This is a genomic window from Bradyrhizobium sp. (assembly GCF_004799445.1).
GTDB lineage: Bacteria > Pseudomonadota > Alphaproteobacteria > Rhizobiales > Xanthobacteraceae > Bradyrhizobium.
This window is the reverse complement of sequence record NZ_SSNA01000165.1, coordinates 1-20,370: the sequence shown is the minus strand read 5'-3', so window position 1 is coordinate 20,370 and position 20,370 is coordinate 1. Positions and strand designations below refer to the sequence as shown.

The 20,370-nt window shown below is 61.5% G+C and carries 20 protein-coding genes and 2 pseudogenes; 13 read left to right on the top strand and 9 right to left on the bottom strand.

What is annotated here, in order from left to right; all coding sequences use genetic code 11:
• Positions 1–143, top strand: a pseudogene (locus E8A46_RS21455) (CoA transferase); the annotation flags it as partial.
• 221 nt (positions 144–364) lie between these two features.
• Here the strand turns inward: E8A46_RS21455 and E8A46_RS21450 are convergent.
• Entirely contained in the window at positions 365–733 is a 369-nt protein-coding gene (locus E8A46_RS21450) for a DUF805 domain-containing protein (RefSeq protein WP_291565584.1), read from the bottom strand.
• A 261-nt stretch (positions 734–994) separates the two neighbouring features.
• Here E8A46_RS21450 and E8A46_RS21445 point away from each other — a divergent pair, with 261 nt between their 5' ends.
• The 10 genes from E8A46_RS21445 (at position 995) to maiA (ending at position 11,152) form a co-directional block, all read left to right on the top strand.
• Positions 995–1,969, top strand: coding sequence for a quinone oxidoreductase (locus E8A46_RS21445; protein ID WP_291565582.1), 975 nt, complete (start codon positions 995–997; stop codon positions 1,967–1,969).
• Between the two features lie 12 nt (positions 1,970–1,981).
• On the top strand, positions 1,982–2,845 hold the full coding sequence (locus tag E8A46_RS21440) for a type 1 glutamine amidotransferase domain-containing protein (RefSeq protein ID WP_291565580.1): 864 nt from the start codon (positions 1,982–1,984) through the stop codon (positions 2,843–2,845).
• A gap of 414 nt (positions 2,846–3,259) precedes the next feature.
• Entirely contained in the window at positions 3,260–4,309 is a 1,050-nt protein-coding gene (locus E8A46_RS21435) for a metallophosphoesterase (protein WP_291565578.1), read from the top strand.
• A 186-nt stretch (positions 4,310–4,495) separates the two neighbouring features.
• Positions 4,496–5,905 carry a 3-isopropylmalate dehydratase large subunit gene (gene leuC, locus E8A46_RS21430; RefSeq protein ID WP_291565576.1) on the top strand — a complete coding sequence of 470 codons (1,410 nt, stop codon included), beginning with the start codon at positions 4,496–4,498 and terminating at the stop codon, positions 5,903–5,905.
• Positions 5,906–6,541, top strand: a complete 636-nt coding sequence (gene leuD, locus E8A46_RS21425; protein WP_291565574.1) for a 3-isopropylmalate dehydratase small subunit — start codon at positions 5,906–5,908, stop codon at positions 6,539–6,541.
• The gene (gene leuB / locus E8A46_RS21420; protein ID WP_291565572.1) at positions 6,538–7,677 is read left to right on the top strand and encodes a 3-isopropylmalate dehydrogenase; all 1,140 of its coding nucleotides are present in this window, start codon (positions 6,538–6,540) and stop codon (positions 7,675–7,677) included. The genes leuD and leuB overlap by 4 nt, the downstream gene beginning before the upstream one ends.
• Positions 7,677–8,726 (top strand): ABC transporter substrate-binding protein, encoded by a 1,050-nt coding sequence (locus tag E8A46_RS21415; RefSeq protein ID WP_291565569.1) that lies wholly within the window; start codon positions 7,677–7,679, stop codon positions 8,724–8,726. The genes leuB and E8A46_RS21415 overlap by 1 nt, the downstream gene beginning before the upstream one ends.
• Before the next feature lie 50 nt (positions 8,727–8,776).
• The gene (locus tag E8A46_RS21410; protein WP_291565567.1) at positions 8,777–9,586 is read left to right on the top strand and encodes an ABC transporter ATP-binding protein; all 810 of its coding nucleotides are present in this window, start codon (positions 8,777–8,779) and stop codon (positions 9,584–9,586) included.
• On the top strand, positions 9,583–10,458 hold the full coding sequence (locus E8A46_RS21405) for an ABC transporter permease (RefSeq protein WP_291565565.1): 876 nt from the start codon (positions 9,583–9,585) through the stop codon (positions 10,456–10,458). Before E8A46_RS21410 ends, E8A46_RS21405 begins: the two co-directional genes overlap by 4 nt.
• Positions 10,459–10,492: 34 nt before the next feature.
• A complete protein-coding gene (maiA, locus tag E8A46_RS21400) occupies positions 10,493–11,152 on the top strand; it encodes a maleylacetoacetate isomerase (protein WP_291565563.1) in 660 nt (219 codons plus the stop codon).
• A gap of 167 nt (positions 11,153–11,319) precedes the next feature.
• On the opposite strand, the gene E8A46_RS21395 is transcribed toward maiA, so the two are convergent.
• The 8 genes and pseudogenes from E8A46_RS21395 to E8A46_RS21355 all read right to left on the bottom strand — a co-directional run bounded on the left by E8A46_RS21395 (position 11,320) and on the right by E8A46_RS21355 (position 19,047).
• Entirely contained in the window at positions 11,320–12,393 is a 1,074-nt protein-coding gene (locus E8A46_RS21395; protein WP_291565560.1) for an amidohydrolase family protein, read from the bottom strand.
• Positions 12,394–12,449: 56 nt separating this feature from the next.
• Positions 12,450–13,355 (bottom strand): annotated as a pseudogene (locus tag E8A46_RS30490) (NAD(P)-dependent oxidoreductase); the annotation flags it as partial.
• A gap of 18 nt (positions 13,356–13,373) precedes the next feature.
• The gene (locus E8A46_RS21380) at positions 13,374–14,099 is read right to left on the bottom strand and encodes an ABC transporter ATP-binding protein (RefSeq protein WP_291565558.1); all 726 of its coding nucleotides are present in this window, start codon (positions 14,097–14,099) and stop codon (positions 13,374–13,376) included.
• Entirely contained in the window at positions 14,089–14,844 is a 756-nt protein-coding gene (locus tag E8A46_RS21375; protein ID WP_291565556.1) for an ABC transporter ATP-binding protein, read from the bottom strand. The genes E8A46_RS21380 and E8A46_RS21375 overlap by 11 nt, the downstream gene beginning before the upstream one ends.
• Positions 14,841–15,776, bottom strand: a complete 936-nt coding sequence (locus E8A46_RS21370) for a branched-chain amino acid ABC transporter permease (RefSeq protein WP_291565554.1) — start codon at positions 15,774–15,776, stop codon at positions 14,841–14,843. The genes E8A46_RS21375 and E8A46_RS21370 overlap by 4 nt, the downstream gene beginning before the upstream one ends.
• Positions 15,773–16,639, bottom strand: coding sequence for a branched-chain amino acid ABC transporter permease (locus E8A46_RS21365; RefSeq protein WP_291565551.1), 867 nt, complete (start codon positions 16,637–16,639; stop codon positions 15,773–15,775). The genes E8A46_RS21370 and E8A46_RS21365 overlap by 4 nt, the downstream gene beginning before the upstream one ends.
• Before the next feature lie 58 nt (positions 16,640–16,697).
• Positions 16,698–17,945 carry an ABC transporter substrate-binding protein gene (locus E8A46_RS21360; RefSeq protein ID WP_291565548.1) on the bottom strand — a complete coding sequence of 416 codons (1,248 nt, stop codon included), beginning with the start codon at positions 17,943–17,945 and terminating at the stop codon, positions 16,698–16,700.
• A gap of 196 nt (positions 17,946–18,141) precedes the next feature.
• Positions 18,142–19,047: an NAD(P)-dependent oxidoreductase gene (locus tag E8A46_RS21355; protein WP_291565545.1), complete on the bottom strand. Its 906-nt coding sequence runs from the start codon at positions 19,045–19,047 to the stop codon at positions 18,142–18,144.
• Positions 19,048–19,202: 155 nt separating this feature from the next.
• On the opposite strand from E8A46_RS21355, the gene E8A46_RS21350 reads away from it, so the two are divergent.
• Positions 19,203–19,700 carry a VOC family protein gene (locus E8A46_RS21350; RefSeq protein ID WP_291565543.1) on the top strand — a complete coding sequence of 166 codons (498 nt, stop codon included), beginning with the start codon at positions 19,203–19,205 and terminating at the stop codon, positions 19,698–19,700.
• A gap of 13 nt (positions 19,701–19,713) precedes the next feature.
• Positions 19,714–20,370: acyl-CoA dehydrogenase family protein (locus E8A46_RS21345; RefSeq protein ID WP_291565541.1), on the top strand; the 657-nt coding region annotated here is incomplete at its 3' end.

Below are 20,370 nucleotides of genomic sequence, written 5' to 3'. Positions count from 1 at the left end.
TGATCGATCCCGTCGCCGCGCCCTTGCTGGGCCAGCATACCAGGGAGGTCTTGCGCAAGAATCTCGGCTATGATGATGCGCGCATCACAGCGCTTGCCGACGCCGGAGTTTTTGGGATGGTCGCGACGGTTGGAGCCGGCTGACGCTTGAACGGCACCGCTCGTCGGGTACCTGCGAGCGCGGAACATATTTTCTGGATTGCAATACGAGCCCGGTGGCCTGATGGCTGCCGGGCTTTTTTTCGTTTTGAATCCCTGCTTTGGCCGGTTGCCCTTCAGTTTCGCTGTTTGGACCGCAACAGCGGGTCGGGACCATAGCCGTTCGTGCCGGCGGTACCGCGCAGGCAGCCGATTTCGACAAATCCCTAGATCGTCAGCGCGAATGCCGCCAGCGCCAGGATGGTGTACAGAACCGTGCCTACGGTTCCCGCGAACGATATGAGCTTCGCGAACTCACCGAGCGCGCCAGGCACTACATAGAACGTGACGAGCCACCAGGCACTCTTGTCGCGGTCATGCAGCCGCTCGGTGGTGAAGGAGACATTCCAAAGCAGCCAAGGGAACAGCACGACGACAACCGCTATGATGAATAGTGGTGCTGCGATGCCGGCAGCGGTGAACAGGATGACGGCGGCCATCAGGCCCGTGCCGACAGAGATGAGAACCGAGCGCCAGTATTTGGCCCGGCTGATGCGCCCGCTGGCGCCGAACAGGAACTCGAGCAGGTCTTCCATGTTACCCCGGCACGTCTATGTGCCGGCAGGTCCGGCACCGAATATGTCGTTTAGAGCCGGGGCGGGGTTCAAACATCCGGCGGATAGGCGGCTTCGTCCGCCCGGTCTTCGCAATCCAAGGAATGAGGCCCAATCTCAAAAAGATCCGCCCGGAGGGTTTTTCTCGTCGCAGGTTCGGCGCATATTGAAAGTGCGAGCGCCGCACCGATCGCCCGGCTGCGAGGCTGCCACCTTCTGTCATCTCATCTGAGGAGTTGTTCCATGACGCACGCCATCCGCTTTCATAAGACCGGGGGTCCCGAGGTTCTGGTCTGGGAGGAAGTGAAGCTTGGCAGGCCCGGCGCCGGAGAGGCGCGCATCCGCCACACCGCCGTGGGGCTCAACTTCGTCGATATCTACAACCGCTCGGGCCTTTATCCCATCCAGTTGCCGAGTGGCCTGGGCGGCGAGGGCGCCGGCGTGGTCGAGGAAGTCGGACCCGGGGTCACCGATCTGAAGCCGGGCGACCGCGTTGCTTATGGCGCCGCGCCGCTTGGCGCCTATGCCGAAGAGCGGCTGATTCCCGCCGATCGCCTGCTCAAGCTACCTGACGGCATCGATGACAAGACCGCGGCCGCGATGATGCTGAAAGGCCTGACGGTGCAATATCTCATCCGTCAGACCTATCGCGTGAAGTCAGGCGATACGATCCTGCTCCACGCCGCAGCGGGCGGCGTCGGCCTGATCCTCGGACAGTGGGCAAAGCATCTCGGCGCCACCGTCATCGGAACGGTCGGCAGCGACGAGAAAGCAAAACTCGCAAAGGCGCATGGTTGCGCGCACACGATTGTCTATTCGCGCGAGGATTTCGTGAAGCGCGTCGAGGAAATCACGGAAGGCAAGAAGGTGCCGGTGGTCTATGACTCCGTCGGCAAGGACACGTTTTTGAAATCACTGGACTGCCTCGCTCCGCTCGGTGTCGCCGCGCTGTTCGGCCAGTCTTCTGGCAGTGTCGAGCCGCTCAATCTCGGCCTGCTCGCACAAAAGGGGTCGCTCTTTGTCACCCGCCCGACCCTGAACACTTACGCCGCCAAGCACGAGAACCTTGTTGCCATGGCGAAGGAGCTGTTCGAGGTGGTGCTCTCTGGTGCGGTCAAGATCGAGGTCCACCAGACTTACCCGCTGAAGGACGTCGCCAGGGCCCATGCCGATCTCGCCGCGCGCAAGACCACGGGATCGACGGTGTTACTGGTCTGAGGCGGGCTCGCCGTGGCCAGCGTTCTTTTCCTCCTGCCAGCGCGGGATTTCGATCCAAGCGAAGCCGCCGTGAGCTGGCAGGTGCTGGTGAACGCGGGCCATGTCGTTGCATTTGCGACGCCGGCCGGACGGCCCGCTGTGGCCGACGACATGATGCTGACGGGACAAGGCCTGGATCCCTGGGGCGCGATCCCGCTGCTGCGGAATTGGCCGCTGATAGGACTTCTGATGCGGGCCAACCGCGACGCGCGCGAGGCCTATGCCGGAATGATCGCCGATCCGAATTATGGCGTGCCACAGCGTTGGGATGCCGTCGACGCGTCTGCATTCGATGGGCTGCTGTTACCCGGCGGACATCGCGCGCGTGGCATGCGTAGTTACCTCGAGAGCGAGGCGTTGCAGCGTCTTGTCGTCAGCTTTTTCGAGGCCGGGAAGCCGGTGGCGGCGATCTGCCACGGCGTGCTGCTGGCCGCGCGAAGCATTTCGAAGCGCACGGGCCGTTCGGTGCTTCACGGCTACCAAACGACCGCCTTGACCTGGGCGCTGGAGCGCAGCGCCTGGAGGGTCGCCCGCGTCACGCGGTTTTGGGATCCCAACTATTATCGGACTTACCTGGAGCAGGAAGGACAGCCGGATGGCTTCATGTCGGTGCAGCAGGAAGTCACGCGCGCGCTTGCACGCGCGCAGGATTTCAAGGATGTTCCGGCGACAGATCCGGACTACCGCCGGAAGACGTCCGGCCTGCAGCGCGATTCCATCGATGACGCAAGACCCGCTTTCGTGGTCCGGGATCGCAACTATGTTTCGGCGAGGTGGCCTGGCGATGCCCATACCTTCGCCAGGACCTTTGCCGATATTTTGGGCGAAGCCAAATAAGGTCACCCCAAGCTCGTAGCGTCGGCCAAGCCGGAAAGGGTCCGGATTTTTTATTTTCTCGAAATACAACTTAAGGGTGCTTATCGGATTGCCGGCGCTCGAAAGCGCGATAGATTTCGAACGTCAGGTGGCCCGGCGGCGTCACCTGCCGGCCCGGCATGCACCGAGGCTAGACGGCCAGGATGGAAGAAATGGCCGGGGCGACCGCCGTCATGGAGGAAACCGGCAATGGCCAAGAAGAGCAACGCAGCGCGGAGGCAAACCGTCCTGACCCAGGCGAATTTGCAGGCGCATCACCAGAGTTTGCCGAAGTCGCAACACGGGCATTCCTTCGCGCCCAACAAGGTGCCGGATAAATTCCATACGCTCGTCGATCCCGACAAGAATCCGCCGCAGCCGTGGCGGGATCTGCCGGTGCCGCCCGGCCTGCCGCCGTACCGGATGAACCTTGATACCATCATCGACGACGCGACGATGGCGACGATCCGGAAGTCAGGCAAACTCGTCTTTCATTCTGTCGGCGACACCGGCGGGGTGAATACGTCAACCTACATCGACGGCGTCACCCGGTTCATGGAATGCGATTTCACGCTCAACGCCAATGCCGCCGACCGGCCGTCCTTTTACTATCATCTCGGTGACGTCGTTTATTATGACGGGGAGGGGGCCAACTACTGGCCCGAATTTTACGAGCCCTACCTGCAATATCCTGCGCCCATTGTCGCCATTCCAGGAAACCACGACGGTGATGTCAATCCGGCGACCGGAGAGACGAGCCTCCAGGCCTTCGTGCGAAATTTTTGTTCCCAGTCAGCGGTGATCAGCCAGGATAACCGCGATGCGCCGCGGCGCACGATGACGCAACCCAATGTGTTCTGGACCCTCAATACGCCGTTGGTTACGATCATAGGCCTGTACAGCAACTGTCCGGAAGGCGGCCAGATCGGTGAAACACAGAGGCAGTCGTTCGTTTTCGAACTAAAGGGGGCGCCGGCGTCGCTTCCGATCATTCTCGCGGTTCATCACCCGATCTATTCAGCCTACGGCTCGCATCCCGGCAGCACCCGATTGAAGAAATTCCTTGAGGATAGTTGCACCGAAGCGCAGCGTGCGCCTGACGTCGTATTGACCGGACACGTTCACGACTACCAGCGCTTTTCGGCACCGCTCTTCAACAAAAAGAATGTTCCATTCATTATCGCCGGTGCTGGAGGCTACAACAAGCGGCTGCACGTGCTCGGCAAGGTCTTTCAGGAGACAAAGGCGGCGAACAAGCTTCCGGTTCAGATCGAGAGCGAACCCGAACTGCTGGAAAACTTCAACGATTCCGAGCACGGCTATTTGAGGGTCACGGTGACAAGGAAGGATATCACCCTCGACTATGTGGCGGTGCCTGATCCGAGCACCAGTCCGAAGGACGCCGTCTTGCCCCCGTATGACTCGGTGAAGGTCTCCCTGCCGTAGCCACGGCGACCGCGAGCGTCACTTCTTGCGCAGCTGCTATCTTTTCGGCCTCTAGCCGAAGAGCGGGCTGTTATGCTTTGATGCGGCCAAGCCGGGGGCTTGAGGAAGCCCTGAAATCAAGCCGTGTGAAACGGCGAACGTCTTGGCCAAGTCAAGCCTTGGCAAAGGCAAAGGGAGGACAAGCTGTTGGAAAAACGCGGCCGAACCCTGCTGGCGAAAATCTGGGACCAGCATGTCATTGCTCATGTCAGTGACGATACCGATCTCCTGCATGTCGATCGCCATTTGCTGCACGATCTCGGCGGCTCGCGCGGCCTGCTCGATCTCAAGAGCCGCAACCTCCCTGTACACGATCCGGAGCTGACGTTCGCGACGCCGGATCATGCGATTTCGTCGGCGCGGGGACGGGCCGGCACCAGCAAGACCGGGCAGGAACTGCTGGAGGGCCTGCGGGTGGAAACGTCGGCCAGCGGCATCGCCATGTTCGATATCGACGAGCCAGGTCAAGGCATCGTCCACGTCATAGGCCCTGAACTCGGCCTTAGCCTTCCCGGGTGCCTGATCGTTTGCGGCGACAGCCATACCTGCACGCATGGCGGCCTGGGCGCGCTGGCTTTCGGAATCGGGTCCAGCGAGCTGACGCACGTGCTGGCGACGCAGTCGCTTATCCAGCGGCGCCCGAAAACCATGCGCGTGAAGTTCGAGGGCCGGCTGTCTTCGGGCGTGACCGCCAAGGATCTCATTCTGGCGCTGATCGGCCATGTCGGAGCCGCCGGTGGAACCGGCTACGCTGTCGAATATGCCGGTAGCGCCATCCGCGACATGCCGATCGAGGGGCGGCTCACCATCTGCAATCTGTCGATCGAGCTCGGCGCCAAGATGGGTATGATCGCGCCGGACGAAAAAACCTACGAATATATTCGCGGCAGGCGCTACGCGCCGCAGGGCGAGATGTGGCAGCGGGCGGTCGAGGCATGGCGTCAGCTTCCAAGTGACCCAGATGCGGTGTTCGATCGGGAGGTCGTCATCGACGTCGAGACCATCATCCCGCAGGTGACCTGGGGTATCAGCCCGGAGCATGTCGTCGGCGTCGACGGTTACGTTCCCGACCCTGCGGAAATTGCCGATCCGGCGCGTCGCGCCGCGATTGAAACCGCCATCGACTATATGGGTCTCAAGCCCGGCGCGCCGATCATCGGCACGCCGGTCGATTGGGTCTTCATCGGGTCATGCACCAATAGCCGGCTGAGCGATCTGCGCGCCGCCGCCGAGATCGCACGCGGCCGCAAGGTCGCGCCGGGCGTGCGCGCCTGGGTGGTGCCAGGTTCGGAGACGATCAAGCGGGAAGCCGCTGCCGAGGGGCTGGACAAGCTGTTCACCGATGCGGGTTTTGAGTGGCGTGAGCCAGGATGTTCGATGTGTCTCGCCGCCAATGGCGAAATCGTGGCGCCCGGCCAGCGCTCGGTATCGACATCGAACCGCAATTTCATCGGCCGCCAGGGGCCGCGCGCCCGCACCCACTTGGCGAGCCCGGCGACGGCGGCTGCGAGTGCGATTTCGGGCGCCATCGCCGACGTGCGGACCATGGAGCGATAGATGCCGAAACCCTTCACCAAACTTAGCGCGATTGCGGCTCCGATCATGCGCAGTAACGTCGACACCGACGTCGTTATTCGCATCGAGCGCCTCGTCGGCACCTCCGTTCGCGGAACCCTTGGCAAATGGGCGTTTGGCTCGCTGCGCTATCTGCCGGACGGCTCGGAGAATCCCGAATTCATTCTGAACCGCGAGCCCTATCGGCAGGCGGAAATTCTGATCACCGGTCCGAATTTTGGCTGCGGCTCGTCCCGCGAAGGGGCGGTGTGGTCACTGCAGGAACTTGGCATCCGCGCCATCATCGGCTCGGGGTTCGGGGATATTTTCTTCGCCAACTGCTTTCAGAATGGAATCCTGCCGATTGTGGTCGACAAGGTGATCGTCGACGGTCTTGCGGCGGAGGTCGAGAGCACCCAGGGAGCCGGCCGCGTCAGTGTCGACCTTGAAGAGCAGACGATCACTTCACCGTCAGGCCAACGGCACAGCTTCGAGATCGATCCGCGCCGTCGCGCCGGCCTATTGAAGGGGCTTGACGAAGTTGCACTGACGCTTCAGCGCGACGCTGAAATCCGCGCCTTTCAGGCGGCTGACCGCATCGAGCGGCCATGGATACATTTTGCAGGGAAATCGGCATGAACGCTGCGTCGAACATGATCAAGGTCGCCGTGATCGGCGGCGAAGGCATCGGCCCCGAAGTGACCGCACAGTCGCGCCGGATCCTCGACTGGTTCGCCGCCAGGCGCGGCATTCCCCTGATTTTGCGCGAAGCGCAATATGGGCTCATTCCCTATCTGGCGACCGGCAAGGTGTTGCCGGCGGATACCGCCGAGGCGATGGAAGAAGCCGACGCCATCCTTTGGGGCGCAACCGGCGGCCCGGAGACTAAGGAAGTGCCGGCGGCGGCGCGCAAGGAAGGCGGTCTGCTGTCCCTACGCAGCAAATACGATCTTTACGCCAATCTGCGGCCGATTCGCGCCAATCCGGCGCTGGCCGAGTCGGCGCCGCTCAAGGCGCGTGTCCTGAAGGGGGTCGACTTCGTCATCATCCGCGAGCTCACCGGTGGCATCTATTTTGGGGAGCCGCGCGGCATCGAAACGCTGCCTGACGGGCAGCGCCGCGGGTTCAACACCGAGCAATATACCACCAGCCAGGTCCGCCGCGTGGCGCGCTCGGCTTTCGAGCTGGCGCGCATCCGAAGGGGAAAGGTCTGTTCGGTGGATAAAGCCAATGTTCTCGAAACCAGCGTGTTGTGGCGTGAGGAAGTCATAGCGCTTCACGCCGAGGAATTCTCCGATGTCGAGCTCACGCATCTGTATGTCGACAACGCGGCCATGCAGATCGTGCGGGAGCCGTCGCAGTTCGACGTGATGGTGACCGGCAATATTTTCGGCGACATTCTATCCGATTGCGCGGCGATGGCGTCGGGCTCGCTCGGGATGCTGCCGTCGGCGTCGCTGGGGCCGGTCGACCGGTTCGGTCGCCGCAAGGCGCTTTACGAACCGGTTCATGGCAGCGCGCCTGATATTGCCGGTAAAGGCATCGCCAATCCGCTCGGCTCCATTCTCAGCGTCGCCATGATGCTGCGCATGACGCTCGATCGGCCCGAAGAGGCGGACCTGCTCGAAACAGCCGTCGATATGGCGCTAGCGGCGGGCGCGAGAACGGCCGATATTGCCGAGCCGGGCAGGCCCAGACTTTCGACCCGGGAAATGGGTGATGCGGTACTGAATGCACTGGAAAAAGTCGCCGGCAAGGAGAGGGAGAACGCGTGATGGCGGGGCACGTCACAAGACGTTCGGCGCTGACGATCATTGCCGGTGGCGGTGTAATGCTTGCAGCAGGGCGGGCATCGGCCGAGGCCAAGTCGGGCCGTGCCATTTACCCGGTCGCGGTACCGATCTATCAGTCGCAGTTCGTGGCCGACCGGGCCGGATTCTTCAAGGAAGCGCGTCTCGACTGCAAGCTGATCCAGGGCGGCAGCGGCGTCAAGACGCGGGAGATCATCGCTTCATCGCAGGGCGATATCGGTATCGGCGATGTCACCCATCCGATGCAGCTCAGCAACCATGGACGTGCTGGTCGGATCCTGATGCCGACCGACACGCGGAGCAGTTCGGTGATGTTCATCATCCGCAAGGATCTCTGGGACCAGGGCATCACGACGCTGGAGAAGCTGACGGAATGGAAAAGGCCGGATGGCCGCAAGCCGATTGTCTCGGTGTCGTCGCTCGGAGGCACCAACCACGTCTGGTCGTCCTATTATATGGAGACCATGGGGCTCGCCGAGAAGGTCACCTGGATCGGAACCGGCAATGTCGATACCATGCTGGGCTCGCTCAAGACCAGGCAGGTCGATGTTCTCGTAAGCTCGCTGTCACTGCTGAATGACTCGATGGAGCAGGGCTGGGGCACGCTTTTGTTCGATGGCACAGACGAAGCAATCTGGAACAAGTATATCGGCGGCAAGGTGCCGGTGACCGCGCATTTCACCGTGCAGTCGACGATCGACAAGGACCCGCCCAAGATGCAGGCCTTCGTCACCGCCTTGTGGCGCGCCACCCAGTGGATCAAGGCGCATTCGGCCGACGAGGTATATGATATGATCGAGCCCTATGTCGGCAGCACATCGCGTGGTGCTAACGTCCTCGAAATTTCGGCGCTGAAAAAGGTCGCGGACTACCAAGGTACCGTCGACGCGGCGAGCTTCGCGCGCGGCGAAAAGGTCTGGTTCCGGGAAATGACCGGTATCAAGCCGCTGACGATTGCCGAGGTCGTCAGCCCGGATTTTACCGAGGCGGCGCGAAAAGCATATCCGGGTTGAAGGCCCGCCAGTTGAGAGCCCAGGACTTGAGAGCCCAACACAGGTCTGCAATGCCGCTTGATCAGGCGCCAGGGGTTCATCGGATCGATGTCAGGGGATTGAGCAAATCATTCCAGCTTGCGGGCACCGCCATCGAGGCGGTGCGCGATGTCTCCTTTAGCGTTCGACGCGGTGAGTTCGTTGCCTTGCTGGGGCCGTCCGGTTCGGGCAAGAGCACGATCCTCAACATGATCGCGACGCTGATAAGGCCGAGCAGCGGTCAAATCCTGATCGATGGCGTGCCGGTCGTCTCCGGCAAGGCGACGCCCAATGTCGGCTATGTGTTCCAGCGCGATACCTTATTTCCCTGGCGTACCGTGGCCGACAATATCGGTTACGGCCTGCAGCTCGCAGGCCGTCCCGATGCCGAGCGCAAGGAGCGCATCGCGGCTTGCGTCGCGCAAGCCGGCCTTCTGGGCTTCGAGCAAGCCTACCCCTCGGCTCTGTCTGGCGGCATGCGCCAGCGCGCAGCGCTGATGCGAACGCTGGTGGTCGAGCCGCAGATCCTGCTGATGGACGAGCCATTCGGTGCGCTCGATACCCACACCAAGATCGACATGCACGAGGTCTTGCTCCGAATCTGGGAGCGCGAGCAGCAAACGGTTCTGTTCGTGACACATGATCTTGGCGAGGCCCTGACGCTGGCCGACCGCATCATTTTGTTTTCGGCGCGCCCGGGCCAGATCAAGGATATCTTCGAAGTAGACTTTGCGCGGCCGCGCGATGCCGTGAAGGTGAGGGAGACACCGCGCTACGCCGAACTGTTCCAGCACATCTGGCACTCGCTCGGGGAAGAGTTCGTCAGGGGCCGCAAGCCATGAGGACGGCGCGCCGACCGATCGGTATATTGGCGTGGCAGGCACTGATCTGCATTGCCGTGTTGTCGATCTGGCAATGGGGTTATGATTTGCATGCCAGCCTGCCCTGGCTGGTGCCTGATTTGCTCGATCCGTATTTTGTCTCCAGGCCCTCCGAAATCTTCGAGCACTTTCTGATCCTGAGCTGCTTCAAGTCCAAATTGGGCGTATTCAATGGATGGTTCAACGGCGACTTTGCCAAATGCATGGCTCGCAGCGAAAACAACCTCTGGATTGCCACCGGCATCACGCTCAAGAACACATTCTTTGGTTTCGTCACCGGCGTGTCGAGCGGTTTTGCGGCCGGATTGATTCTGGGGCGATCGGATCGGCTGAGCGCGATCTTCCAGCCCTTCATCACCGCCGTGAATTCGATTCCCAGAATCGCGCTGGCACCGATCATCGTGCTGGCATTCGGCATCGGCGACACCTCGAAAGTCGTGACCTCCTGGATCGTGGTCGTGTTCCTGGTGTTCTTCAACACATTCGAAGGTGCGCGCTCGATCGACGAGGGCTTTGTCAATGTCGCGCGGCTACTCGGCGCCAGCGAGTGGCAGATCACCCGCACCGTGGTGATTCCATCGACCATGGCCTGGGTGTTTGCCTCGCTCTCGCCGGCGATCTCCTTTGCGCTGATTGGCGTGATCGTCGGCGAATTCATCGGTGCGGAACGCGGAATCGGCCGTCTGATCATCGAGTCGGAGGCGCGTGGCGAAGCGTCGGGAATGATGGTCGCGGTGATCGTGCTGATGCTGGTGGGGGTCGCACTTTCCGCCATGATCCGGCGACTGCAGGCCTATCTGTTGCGCTGGCAGCAGCACAATATGGTAGAATAGCCGGCAATGATACTGGCAACCAAAGGATCCTCCGATGAGCATACAGGTCTACGGGTTCTGGCGATCGATTGCGTCGTTTCGCGTGCGGGTCGCCTTGAGACTCAAGGGCCTGCCGTTCGAGGAAATCCCGATCGACATTCTTTCCGGCGAGCAATTCAATCCGGGTTATGATGCGGTCAATCCCGAGCACGTCGTGCCGACCTTCATTCATGACGGCCAGTCTCTGTTCCAGTCGATGGCGATCATCGAATATCTCGACGATATCCAGAGCGAACCTCGGCTATTGCCGCGGGACGCGAAGGAGCGGGCCTATGCCCGCTCGCTGGCGCTGATGAACATTGCCGACGCCCACCCGCTGGTGGTGCCGCGTGTCCGCAATCATCTCGCCAAGGCGTTTGGCGCCGACGCCAAGGCGATCGAGAATTGGGGCAAGCACTGGACCACCGAAGGGCTTGCCACTTACGAACGGCTGCTCGCCCGCCGCGCGCCGGCGCCGTTTGCGCTCGGCACCGAGCCCGGCCTTGCCGATATCTGCATCGCTGGCCAGGTCGTCGGTGCGCATTTTCTCAAGCTTGAGCTAGGCGCGTATCCGCTGGTGGCCGGTCTTGCGGGCCATTGCTTCAAAATGCCGGAATTCGCAACCTCGCATCCGTTCGAGCAGCCCGGATACAAGACCGCCGGCGCTCATCACTGAGCGCGCCAGCGCTTCGGCTTTCTGTCGTGTGCGACGGCTTCATCCTTCGAGACGGCCGCCTCGCGGCTTCCTCAGGATGAGGTCTGCCGGACCCTCATGGTGAGGAGCGCGGCAACGCCGCGCGTCTCGAGCCCGGGGCCGTCGGATGGGCGATGATTGGATTTACGCTAGACATCAAGCCCCAGCACGCGTGCGGCATTGCCGCCGGCGATCTGCGCGAGCGTGACCTCGTCCATCCCGTTTACCCCTGCGACGTGGCCGATCGGATTATATTCGGCCATGTCGAAGGGATAATCGGTACCCATCACGATACGATCGGGGCCGAATACGTCGATCAGATAGGCGAGCTGGTGATAGCTGAAGACCACGGTGTCGAGATAGACCTGCCGCAGATAGGTCGTCGGCGGTAGCGGCAAATCGCCGTGCGAGTCCTGGCGCGCGCCCCAGGCATGATCGATTCGCCCGGAATAGCCCGGCAAATAGCCGCCGCCGTGCACCGCCATCAGCTTCAAATCAGGAAAGCGCGCGAGCGTTCCAGAAAAGATCAGGTTATGAAGCGCAAGCGTCGTCTCCAGCGGGTTGCCGAGCACGTTGTTGAAATAGAAGTGGGTCAGGCGTTCGCCATGGGTAAATCCGTTCGGGTGCATCATGATGAATGCCCCGAGTTGCTCGGCCCTGGCAAAGAACGGCCGGAATTTCGGATCGGACAATTCCTGGCCGTCGACGTTGGTCAGGATTTCGACGCCCTTCAGTTTCAGGTCCTTCATCACGTAATCGAGTTCGCGGACCGCGAGTTCCGGTTCCTGCAAGGTGACGACGCCGAGTCCGACAAACCGGTCGGGCTTGCGCGCGCAATATTCCGCGACGCCATCATTGGCGAGACGATGGGCGGCTTCCGCGATTTTGGGATCGACCGAATAGTAGCACTGGGGCGGCGCCGGCGCCACGACCTGGATGTCGATGCCCATCTTGTCGAGATCGAACAGGCGGCGATCGATCGTGGTCATGACCTCGCCGATGTCCTTTTCCTGCTGCGCATTGATTTCCCTGGTGGCGGCATCGGCAAAATGCGCCAGCGGAACGCGAGCAAGATCGACATGCGGTTGCGCGAGCTTGGCGGCCTGCGGCACGACGATGTGGGCGTGGATGTCGATCGTGGTCGAGGACGGACGCCGGGCGAGGCCGTCTGCGTCGTGGGTGCGAGCGGCGGTGCGGCCATAGCGGTTCTTGCGATCGATCATTGAAGTTTCTCTGCTGTTGCGTGGGTTGTTCGGGACGGGATCACGAAGTGGGTGATTCAGGATTTGGACGCCGGACGCTGGGTCCAGCGGACGGAAACCGTGGTGGCGTCGGCCTCGCCAAGGCCCGCGGCTTCGGCTTCCTCGAAACACGCCAGTGCGCTTGCGGCGACCGGAAGCTCGGAATGGATTGAAGCGGCGAATTGCACGGCGGTGGCCAGATCCTTTTTCGCGGCCGTGATGCCGAATGCGGTCTCTCCAAGCGGCGCGCCGCCCAAGACCTTTGCGATGATGGCGCCGCGCCCTTTCATGGCGGCAGGCGCGCCGGCGGTATCGGACAGGATATCGATCAGCCGATCGGCTGGAAGATTGAGCGGCTTGCAGATGGTGAGCGCCTCGCCGAGCGCCTGCCAGTAGACCAGCAGCGGCAGATTCACGGCAAGCTTCATGGTCGCGCCGGCGCCGAGTGGCCCGACATGTTCGATGCGGCGGCATAGCTGCTCGAGCAGCGGCATGGCCCGCGCGACATCAGCGTTCGCGCCGCCGACCAGACCGAACAGCTTGCCTTCCCGCGCGGGAATCTTGCTTCCGCCGACGGGGCATTCGACAAAGGCAGCGCCCAGCTGCGCCACCGCAGTGCCGACCGATATCATCGTGTCCGGGCGAACCGTGCTCATGTCGATGACAAGCTTGCCGGCGAGCTTCGCTTTCAACAGGCCGTTGGGGCCGCGATACACCGCCTCCGTCGCCGCGTCGTTGAGCAGCATGGCGATGACGACCTCGCAGCCTTCGGCGAGCTCCGCGGGAGATGCGAACAGCTTTGCGCCAGAATCGACCAGCGGTTTGGTCTTGGCTGAATCGCGATTCCAGACGCCGACTTCATGTCCGACCGACATCAATCGCTGCGCGATCGATGATCCCATTCGTCCGGTTCCACATACGCCGATTTTCATTGTTTTGACCTCACGGGTGGATTGTTTAGCCTAATGGGCGTGGAAGACGCCAAGATTTTGCGTGATCAGGGCGTCGTTGTTCAAGAGCTCGCTGGCGTTGCCGGCGAATACGCAGCGTCCGGTGTTGAGGATGACCGCCTGATCCGCAACATCGAGCGCCAGTTGGCGGTTTTGTTCGACGAGGACGATGGACTGTCCTTCCTGCTTGAGCCGCTTGATGGTGCGGCCGACCTCGGCGACGATCAGGGGGGCAAGACCTTCCGACGGCTCGTCGAGCAAAAGCACCCGCGGATTGCCCATCAGGGCGCGGCCGATCGCCAGCATCTGCTGTTCACCGCCGGAGAGCGTGCCGGCGAATTGGGCGTGGCGTTCGCGCAACCTTGGAAACAACTCGTAGATTCTCTCGACATTCCAGGGCTTTTCGGTGCTGCGTTCGCGCTGTTGCGCCACGATGAGGTTTTCCCGAACCGTGAGCGAGGGAAATATCCGGCGTCCCTGCGGTACCAGACCGATGCCGAGGCGCGAAATGCGTTCGGGGCTGAGCCCTCCGATCGGCTCGCCAAACAGGCGGATTTCGCCTTCCTTCGGTTTCAGGAAGCCGACGATCGTCGAGATGCAGGTGGTCTTGCCCGCGCCATTGCGCCCGAGCAATGCCAGCACGCCGCCTGCCTGCAACGAAAAGCCCACGCCGTGCAGGATATGGCTGTCGCCATAAAAGGCGTGCACATTCGTCAGACTGAGTGCCTCAGCTGCCAAGATAGACCTCACGCGTTCGCTCGTCCGCGATCACCACATCGCGTTCGCCATCGACAATGACGCGGCCGTAGTTGAGCAGCGTTACGGTTTCGGCGAGGTCCAGTGCGGTATCCATATCATGCTCGATCATGATCACGGCGGTCTCCCGCGGGATCGAGGCGATCAGCGATTTCACCGTCGAGCGTTCGGTATTGGAGAGACCCGCCAGCGGCTCGTCCAGCAGCAGCACACGCGGCTTTTGCGCCAGCGCCATCGCCAGTTCGACCCGGCGCTTCTCGCCGTAGGCGATCTCCGACACCGGATGGTTGGCGAGGTGCAGAAGCCCGACCGTATCGAGGGTGCGGCGGGCCTCACCCGCGAGATCGCCGTAAAACGACAATGGCCGCCACATCTGCCAGCGCGACGGCAGCAGGCCGAGCAGGCCAAGCGTGACATTATGCTCGAGCGTATCACCCGTAAACAGCGTGATGATCTGATAGGTGCGCGACAGCCCCAGATGCGCGCGCTTGTAGGGTGCAAATGTCGTCACATCGGTGCCGAACAGCCTGATCTGTCCGGAATTCGGCCGCATGTCGCCTGAGATCTGGTTGAACAGCGTGGTCTTGCCGGCGCCGTTTGGGCCGATGATCAGGCGGCGTTCGCCCCGCCGGATCGCGAGCGACACGCTTTGCGTAACCTTAAGACCGCCGAAGGCCTTGTTGAGGTCGACGATCTCAAGCGCATAGTCTGACGTCAGCGGGGTCATCGCGGTCCCCTCCGCAAACGGGTCATCAATTTGCTCAAGCCCGGGACGATCCCGGTCGGCATCACAAGCACGATGAACAGGAACACCAGGCCGAGAAGCATGTTCCAGCGCTCGATATAGGCCGAGGCGTAGTTCTTCAACAACAGCACCAGCGTGGCGCCGACGACCGGGCCGCCGAGCGTGCCCGATCCGCCGGCGATCACGCCGAGCAGCGCTTCGGCCGAGCTCGTGGTCGAAAGCGAGGTCGGGTGAATGTATTTGTTGTAATAGACATAGAGCAGTCCGGAGACGCCGCCCCAAAAGCCGGCATAGATGAAGGTGATCCAGCGGATCATCCAGGGATTGAAGCCGAGTGCGGCCATCCGGCGCGGCTGGTCGCGCACCCCTTTCAGCGAGGAGCCAAAGGACGACGACACGAAAATCGCCATCATCAGGAACGCGATCGACGTCACAATGAGGGCGAACCAGTAAAACGCGGCGGCACCGTCGAGTGAAATGCCAAACGGCATCGGCCGCGTGAGGCCCGCAATGCCATTGTCGCCGTTGGTCACGTCGGACATGCGATAGGCAAGTCCCCACAGCACCTGCGACAGCGCCAGCGTGATCATGAGGAACCCGAGGCCGGTCGCACGCAGCGCGATGATACCGAAAAAGGCCGCCGTCGCAATCGTGCCTGCGATCGAGATGATCGCGGCCGCGCCATGTCCAAATCCGTACCGGCTTGTCAGCAGCGCGGAAATATAGGCGGCGACGCCGAGATAGGAGGCGTGTCCAAGCGAGGTCATTCCGCCAAAACCCACCAGCAAATTGAGGCTAAGCGCGAAGATCGCCGCGATCAGGATCTGGCTTGCGAGGTTGATGTAGAAATCGCCTGCGAACAACGGCAGCAGGAGCAGCAACCCGGCGAGCAAGGCGGCAGCAATCCACTTCATGCGCCGACGCGCCCGAACAGACCCTGAGGGCGGAATGCGATGACGACGATCATGGGCAGGAACAGGATGATGTAGGCCAGCTCCGGAAACAGCGCCGTGCCGAATGTATAGATGAATCCGATGATGAAACTGCCGACGAACGCGCCGAGCAGGCTGCCGATGCCTCCGAGGATGACCACGATCAGCGCCAGCGGCAGCATGTCGGCGTCAAGCCCGGGATAGGCGGACAGGATGGGCCCGCCCAGCACACCACCAGCGCCGGCAATACCGGCACCGAGGCAAAACACGATCGTAAACAGATTCGAGACGGGAATTCCGACCGCGCGCGCCATCTGCCGGTCATCGACGCCGGCGCGGATCATCGCACCCAGCCGCGTCCGCTCCATTAGGAAATACAGCGCGATCGCCGCACCGATGGCGCATCCCACCAGCACCAGCCGGTAGGTCGGAAACACGAAACCCAGCACGCGTGTCGGCGCCTGCAGATTGTGCGGCGTCGGTACCGGGATGGAGTCGCCTCCCCATAACACCAGGCACGCGTCAGAAATGATGAAGGACATGCCGAGCGTCACCAGCACCTGTCCGAGCGGATTGGTCTTCAGCCGGGTCAGCACCAGCCGCTCGAACAGGCCGCCGATCGCCGCGACCGCAAACCCAGCGCCGAGCGCGGTGACCCAGATATTCAGGCCACTATAGGCGCGCAGGGCCGTCGCTCCAAAATAGGTTCCAAGCATGAAGAACGCGCCGTGCGTCAGGTTGGCCAGCCGCATCAGGCCGAAGATCAGCGAGAAGCCCGACGACAGCAGAAACAACAGGCCACCAAGCGACAGGCTGTTAAGACCCTGGATAATCCAAAATTGCATCGGCTGCCGATCTTGTTCGAAGCATTGCGGGATTGTCGGCCCGCAAACTCAGGCAAAGCTATTGCTCCAGGTTCTTGGCCGGTGGGTAATCGCGCGAATAGACCGGGTTCTTCAGGAATGCGGTCTTGTCATAGGTCCAGAACTGGCTGACATCGGGATAGGTCTTGATGACGGAATTGACCAGCCGCCCATCGCTTCTGGTGACCTTGCGGATATAGACGTCGCCGACCACATTGCCGAATTCGTCGAATTTCACGAGGCCGCGCACGGTCTGCACATTGTTGCTGCGGATCGCCGCCATCAGCCCCTTCTTGTCCTCCGCGTTGGCTTTGATGGTCTTGAGCGCGGCTTCGAGAACCTCGCCGGAGACGTAGGTAGAGCCGGCATAGTAGCCGGGGTCGTATTTGAATTGCTTGCGGAATGCCGGCGCGAAGGCCTTGTTGAGGGGATTGTCGAGCTCCGCCGAATACCAGCTCGTGGTCAGGATCCCCAGCGCCTCATCGCCCATGTTGCGAAGCACGGATTCGTCGAGCGCGGTCATGCCGCCGATGACGGCCATCTTGTCTTTCAGCCCGTATTCGATGAATTGGCGCAGGAAGCGAAATCCATTTGAGCCGGCGGTGCCGAGGAAGATCGCGTCCGCGGTTTTTACCTGGGCGACGTAGCTGCCGTAGTCGGGCGTTGCCAGCGGTGTGAAGATCTTCTGAATGATCTTGCCGCCATTGTCCTCGAAGGCGCGCTGGAATCCGGCGCACATTTCATGGCCGTAGGCAAAATCATCGGCGATGGTGACGATCTTTTTGTATTTCAGCTCCTTGGCGCAGTAGTCGGCCAGCGGGTAGGCGCATTGCGCCGAGGTTGACGTGAGGCGGACAAACCACGGGCTCGGATGCCGTTGCGTCATGTCCTCCGCCGCGGCGACGCCGAGCGTCGGCACTTCCTTTTCGGTGAGGTAATCGGCGATGGCCAGCGCCTCGAAGGCTGCGAGTGGACCGATCATGCAATGGACGTTGTTCTTCTCGATCAACTCCTGCGCCTTGGTGCGCGCGGTGGCGGGAACGCCGGCGGTGTCGGCCACGATCAATTCGACCTTGCGGCCGGCGAGCGTGTTATCGCGCTCCTTCAGAAACATCGTCAGGGCAAGTTCCATGTCGATGCCGCCGGAAGCGAGCGGCCCGGTCTTGGCCGCCAGCAGGCCGATGCGGATCGGACCGCTGTTCTGTGCGAAGACAAGGCTTGGGGCCGCCATGCTGGCGATACCCGCGCCGGCAACACTGGAGACAAATTGGCGTCGCGATACCGTCATGGATCCTCCCAGGGCGTTTCAGCCGAATATCAATTCTTCGTTTTTTCGTTGATCAAACGATTTATCGAACGGAAGCCATAAATGATCAAGTGATAACCACGCGGTCGACCCGGTTGCCGGCCATTTCGGTCATCCCGGATGGCGGATGCCCGGCAAAAGCGGTTTGATGCAGTGCAGTATCGGCCAACCCGTTGCGCTATTTGGCCTGTTTTGAGGTGCCTGTTTTAGGGGCGGTGATGATCTGCTTTTTCAACACTTCAAACACCGCCGCGGTGTCCTGGTCACCCAGTCCCATCGCCATCGCTTCGGTGTAGACCGGTTGCGTCAGCGTGAACAAAGGGGTTGTGCAGCCGACATCGTCGGCGAACTCGGCAATGATCGCCATGTCCTTTTTCCAGGTCGAAACCTTCATGGTCGCCGGTTCGTAACTGCGCTCGACCATCATCGGCGCGCGCATCTGGAACATGCGCGAACCGCCGGCGCCCGGACCGACCATCTCGACGACCTTCTTCGGGTCCAGCCCGGCGCGTTCGGCCAGGATCATCGCTTCCGCGGTGGCGACGTTGTGGATGGCGACCAGATGATTGGCGACGAACTTCATCCGGCTGCCATTGCCGAACACGCCGAGGTCGGCGCTTTGCTTGGCGAAGTCGGCAAACAGTCCCGCACAACGGGCGATGGCATTACTGTCGCCGCTGGCATAGACAATCAGATCGCGCATCCTGGCCTGCGCACCGGTTCCGCTCAGCGGGCAATCCAGCGCGATGTGGCCGGCCTGTTTGAGGATGGTTTCGAAACGGAGCTTGTCGGCCAGCGTGAGGGTGGAAAGTTCGATCACAATCCGGGGCGACTGGCCGGAATTGGCGATGGCTTTGGCCACGCTCTCGACCGCGGCGGGGGTAGGCAGGCTCGTCATGATGACAGGCACATCGCGTGCGACCTGTTCCACGCTGTCGGCGATGATGACGCCGGCAGCCGCAAGTTCGGCGCGTTTGCCGGCATCGGTGTCGAAGCCGATCACGCGCCAGCCGCGATCGACAAGGTTAATGGCGATCGCGCCGCCCATGATGCCAAGGCCGATGATTCCAACAGTCTTGTCCATGCGAGTTCGTTTCCCCTGTCGAATTCGATTGACGGGCAACGCGGGCCGCGCCTTAATTAGTGATCGGGCGATAAACAATCGTCAAATGGTCGGCCGGTCAAGCAGCTTTCGTCGCAGTGCGGCGCGGACTGCTTATCCGAAAGGGAGGGCGAGGGATGAAAGTTACGGGCTTCAACCATCTTTCGATCGGCACGAAGAACCTCGCGGAATCGGTGAAATTCTACGAGACCGTATTGGGCATGCAGACCATCCCCAGCTACAATTTTGGCTTCAAGACGAAATATCTGCGCTGCGGCGACCTGCAATTGCATATCTTCGAGCTGGAAGATCATGTTCCGGTTTACCAGCACTTCGCGTTGGACGTCGACGACTTCCATGCGGCCTATGATGCGGCTAAAGCAATGGGTGCGCTGGATTCGGCCACGTTTCGCAATCCCGTGAACGAGCTTCCCGACGGCTGCGTTCAGATGTATCTGCGGGATCCTTCCGGAAATCTGATCGAGATCGACTGGCCCGACGTCGGAACGCTCGATCGCTCGCGAATTCCGGAGATGAAGTTGTTGACGGAGTTCGCCGAACAGAACGAGGAGGGCCTGGCCGCCTCGCTGTATCTTGATCGGCCGCATCTGAAGGCCGCAGGCCGGGCGCGATAGCGAGGACCGCGATATGACAGGTACCGGTCTGAAGCCAAATTCGAGTCCGCCCTCGGGACAGGATGCCGATGATCGCGTCTATGCGACCATGGTTAGCCGTGCGAGGGCCCTGATCCCGCGCCTGCGCGATCGTGCTTCCCGAACGGAGGAATTGCGGCGACTGCCGCCGGAGACCGAACGCGATTTGCACGAGAACGGCCTGTTCAGGATTGTGCAGCCCAGGCGCATCGGCGGCTCCGAGCTTGATTACGTCGCGCTGGTCGATTGCGCCGATGCGATCGGGCAGGCCGACGCGTCGGTGGCGTGGAACCTGGCCAATCTTTCGAGCCATCACTGGATGCTGGGCATGTTCGACAAACAGGCTCAGGATCTGATTTGGGGCAAGGACCCCAATTGCCTGATTGCCTCCTCTTTCATATTTCCTGCCGGCCGCGCCAGGAAGGTCGACGGCGGATACGCGCTGCGGGGCAGCTGGCCGTTCTCGTCGGGGGTGGACTCCTGCGAATGGAACATGCTGGCAAGCGTGGTGTCATCGGACGATGAAGCCGACGGAATCGAGTACCGCATCTTCCTGCTCAACAAGAGCGACTACAGGATCAAGGATACCTGGAACGCGACCGGATTGCGGGGAACGGGATCGAATGACGTCGAGGTCGATGAGGCGTTTGTT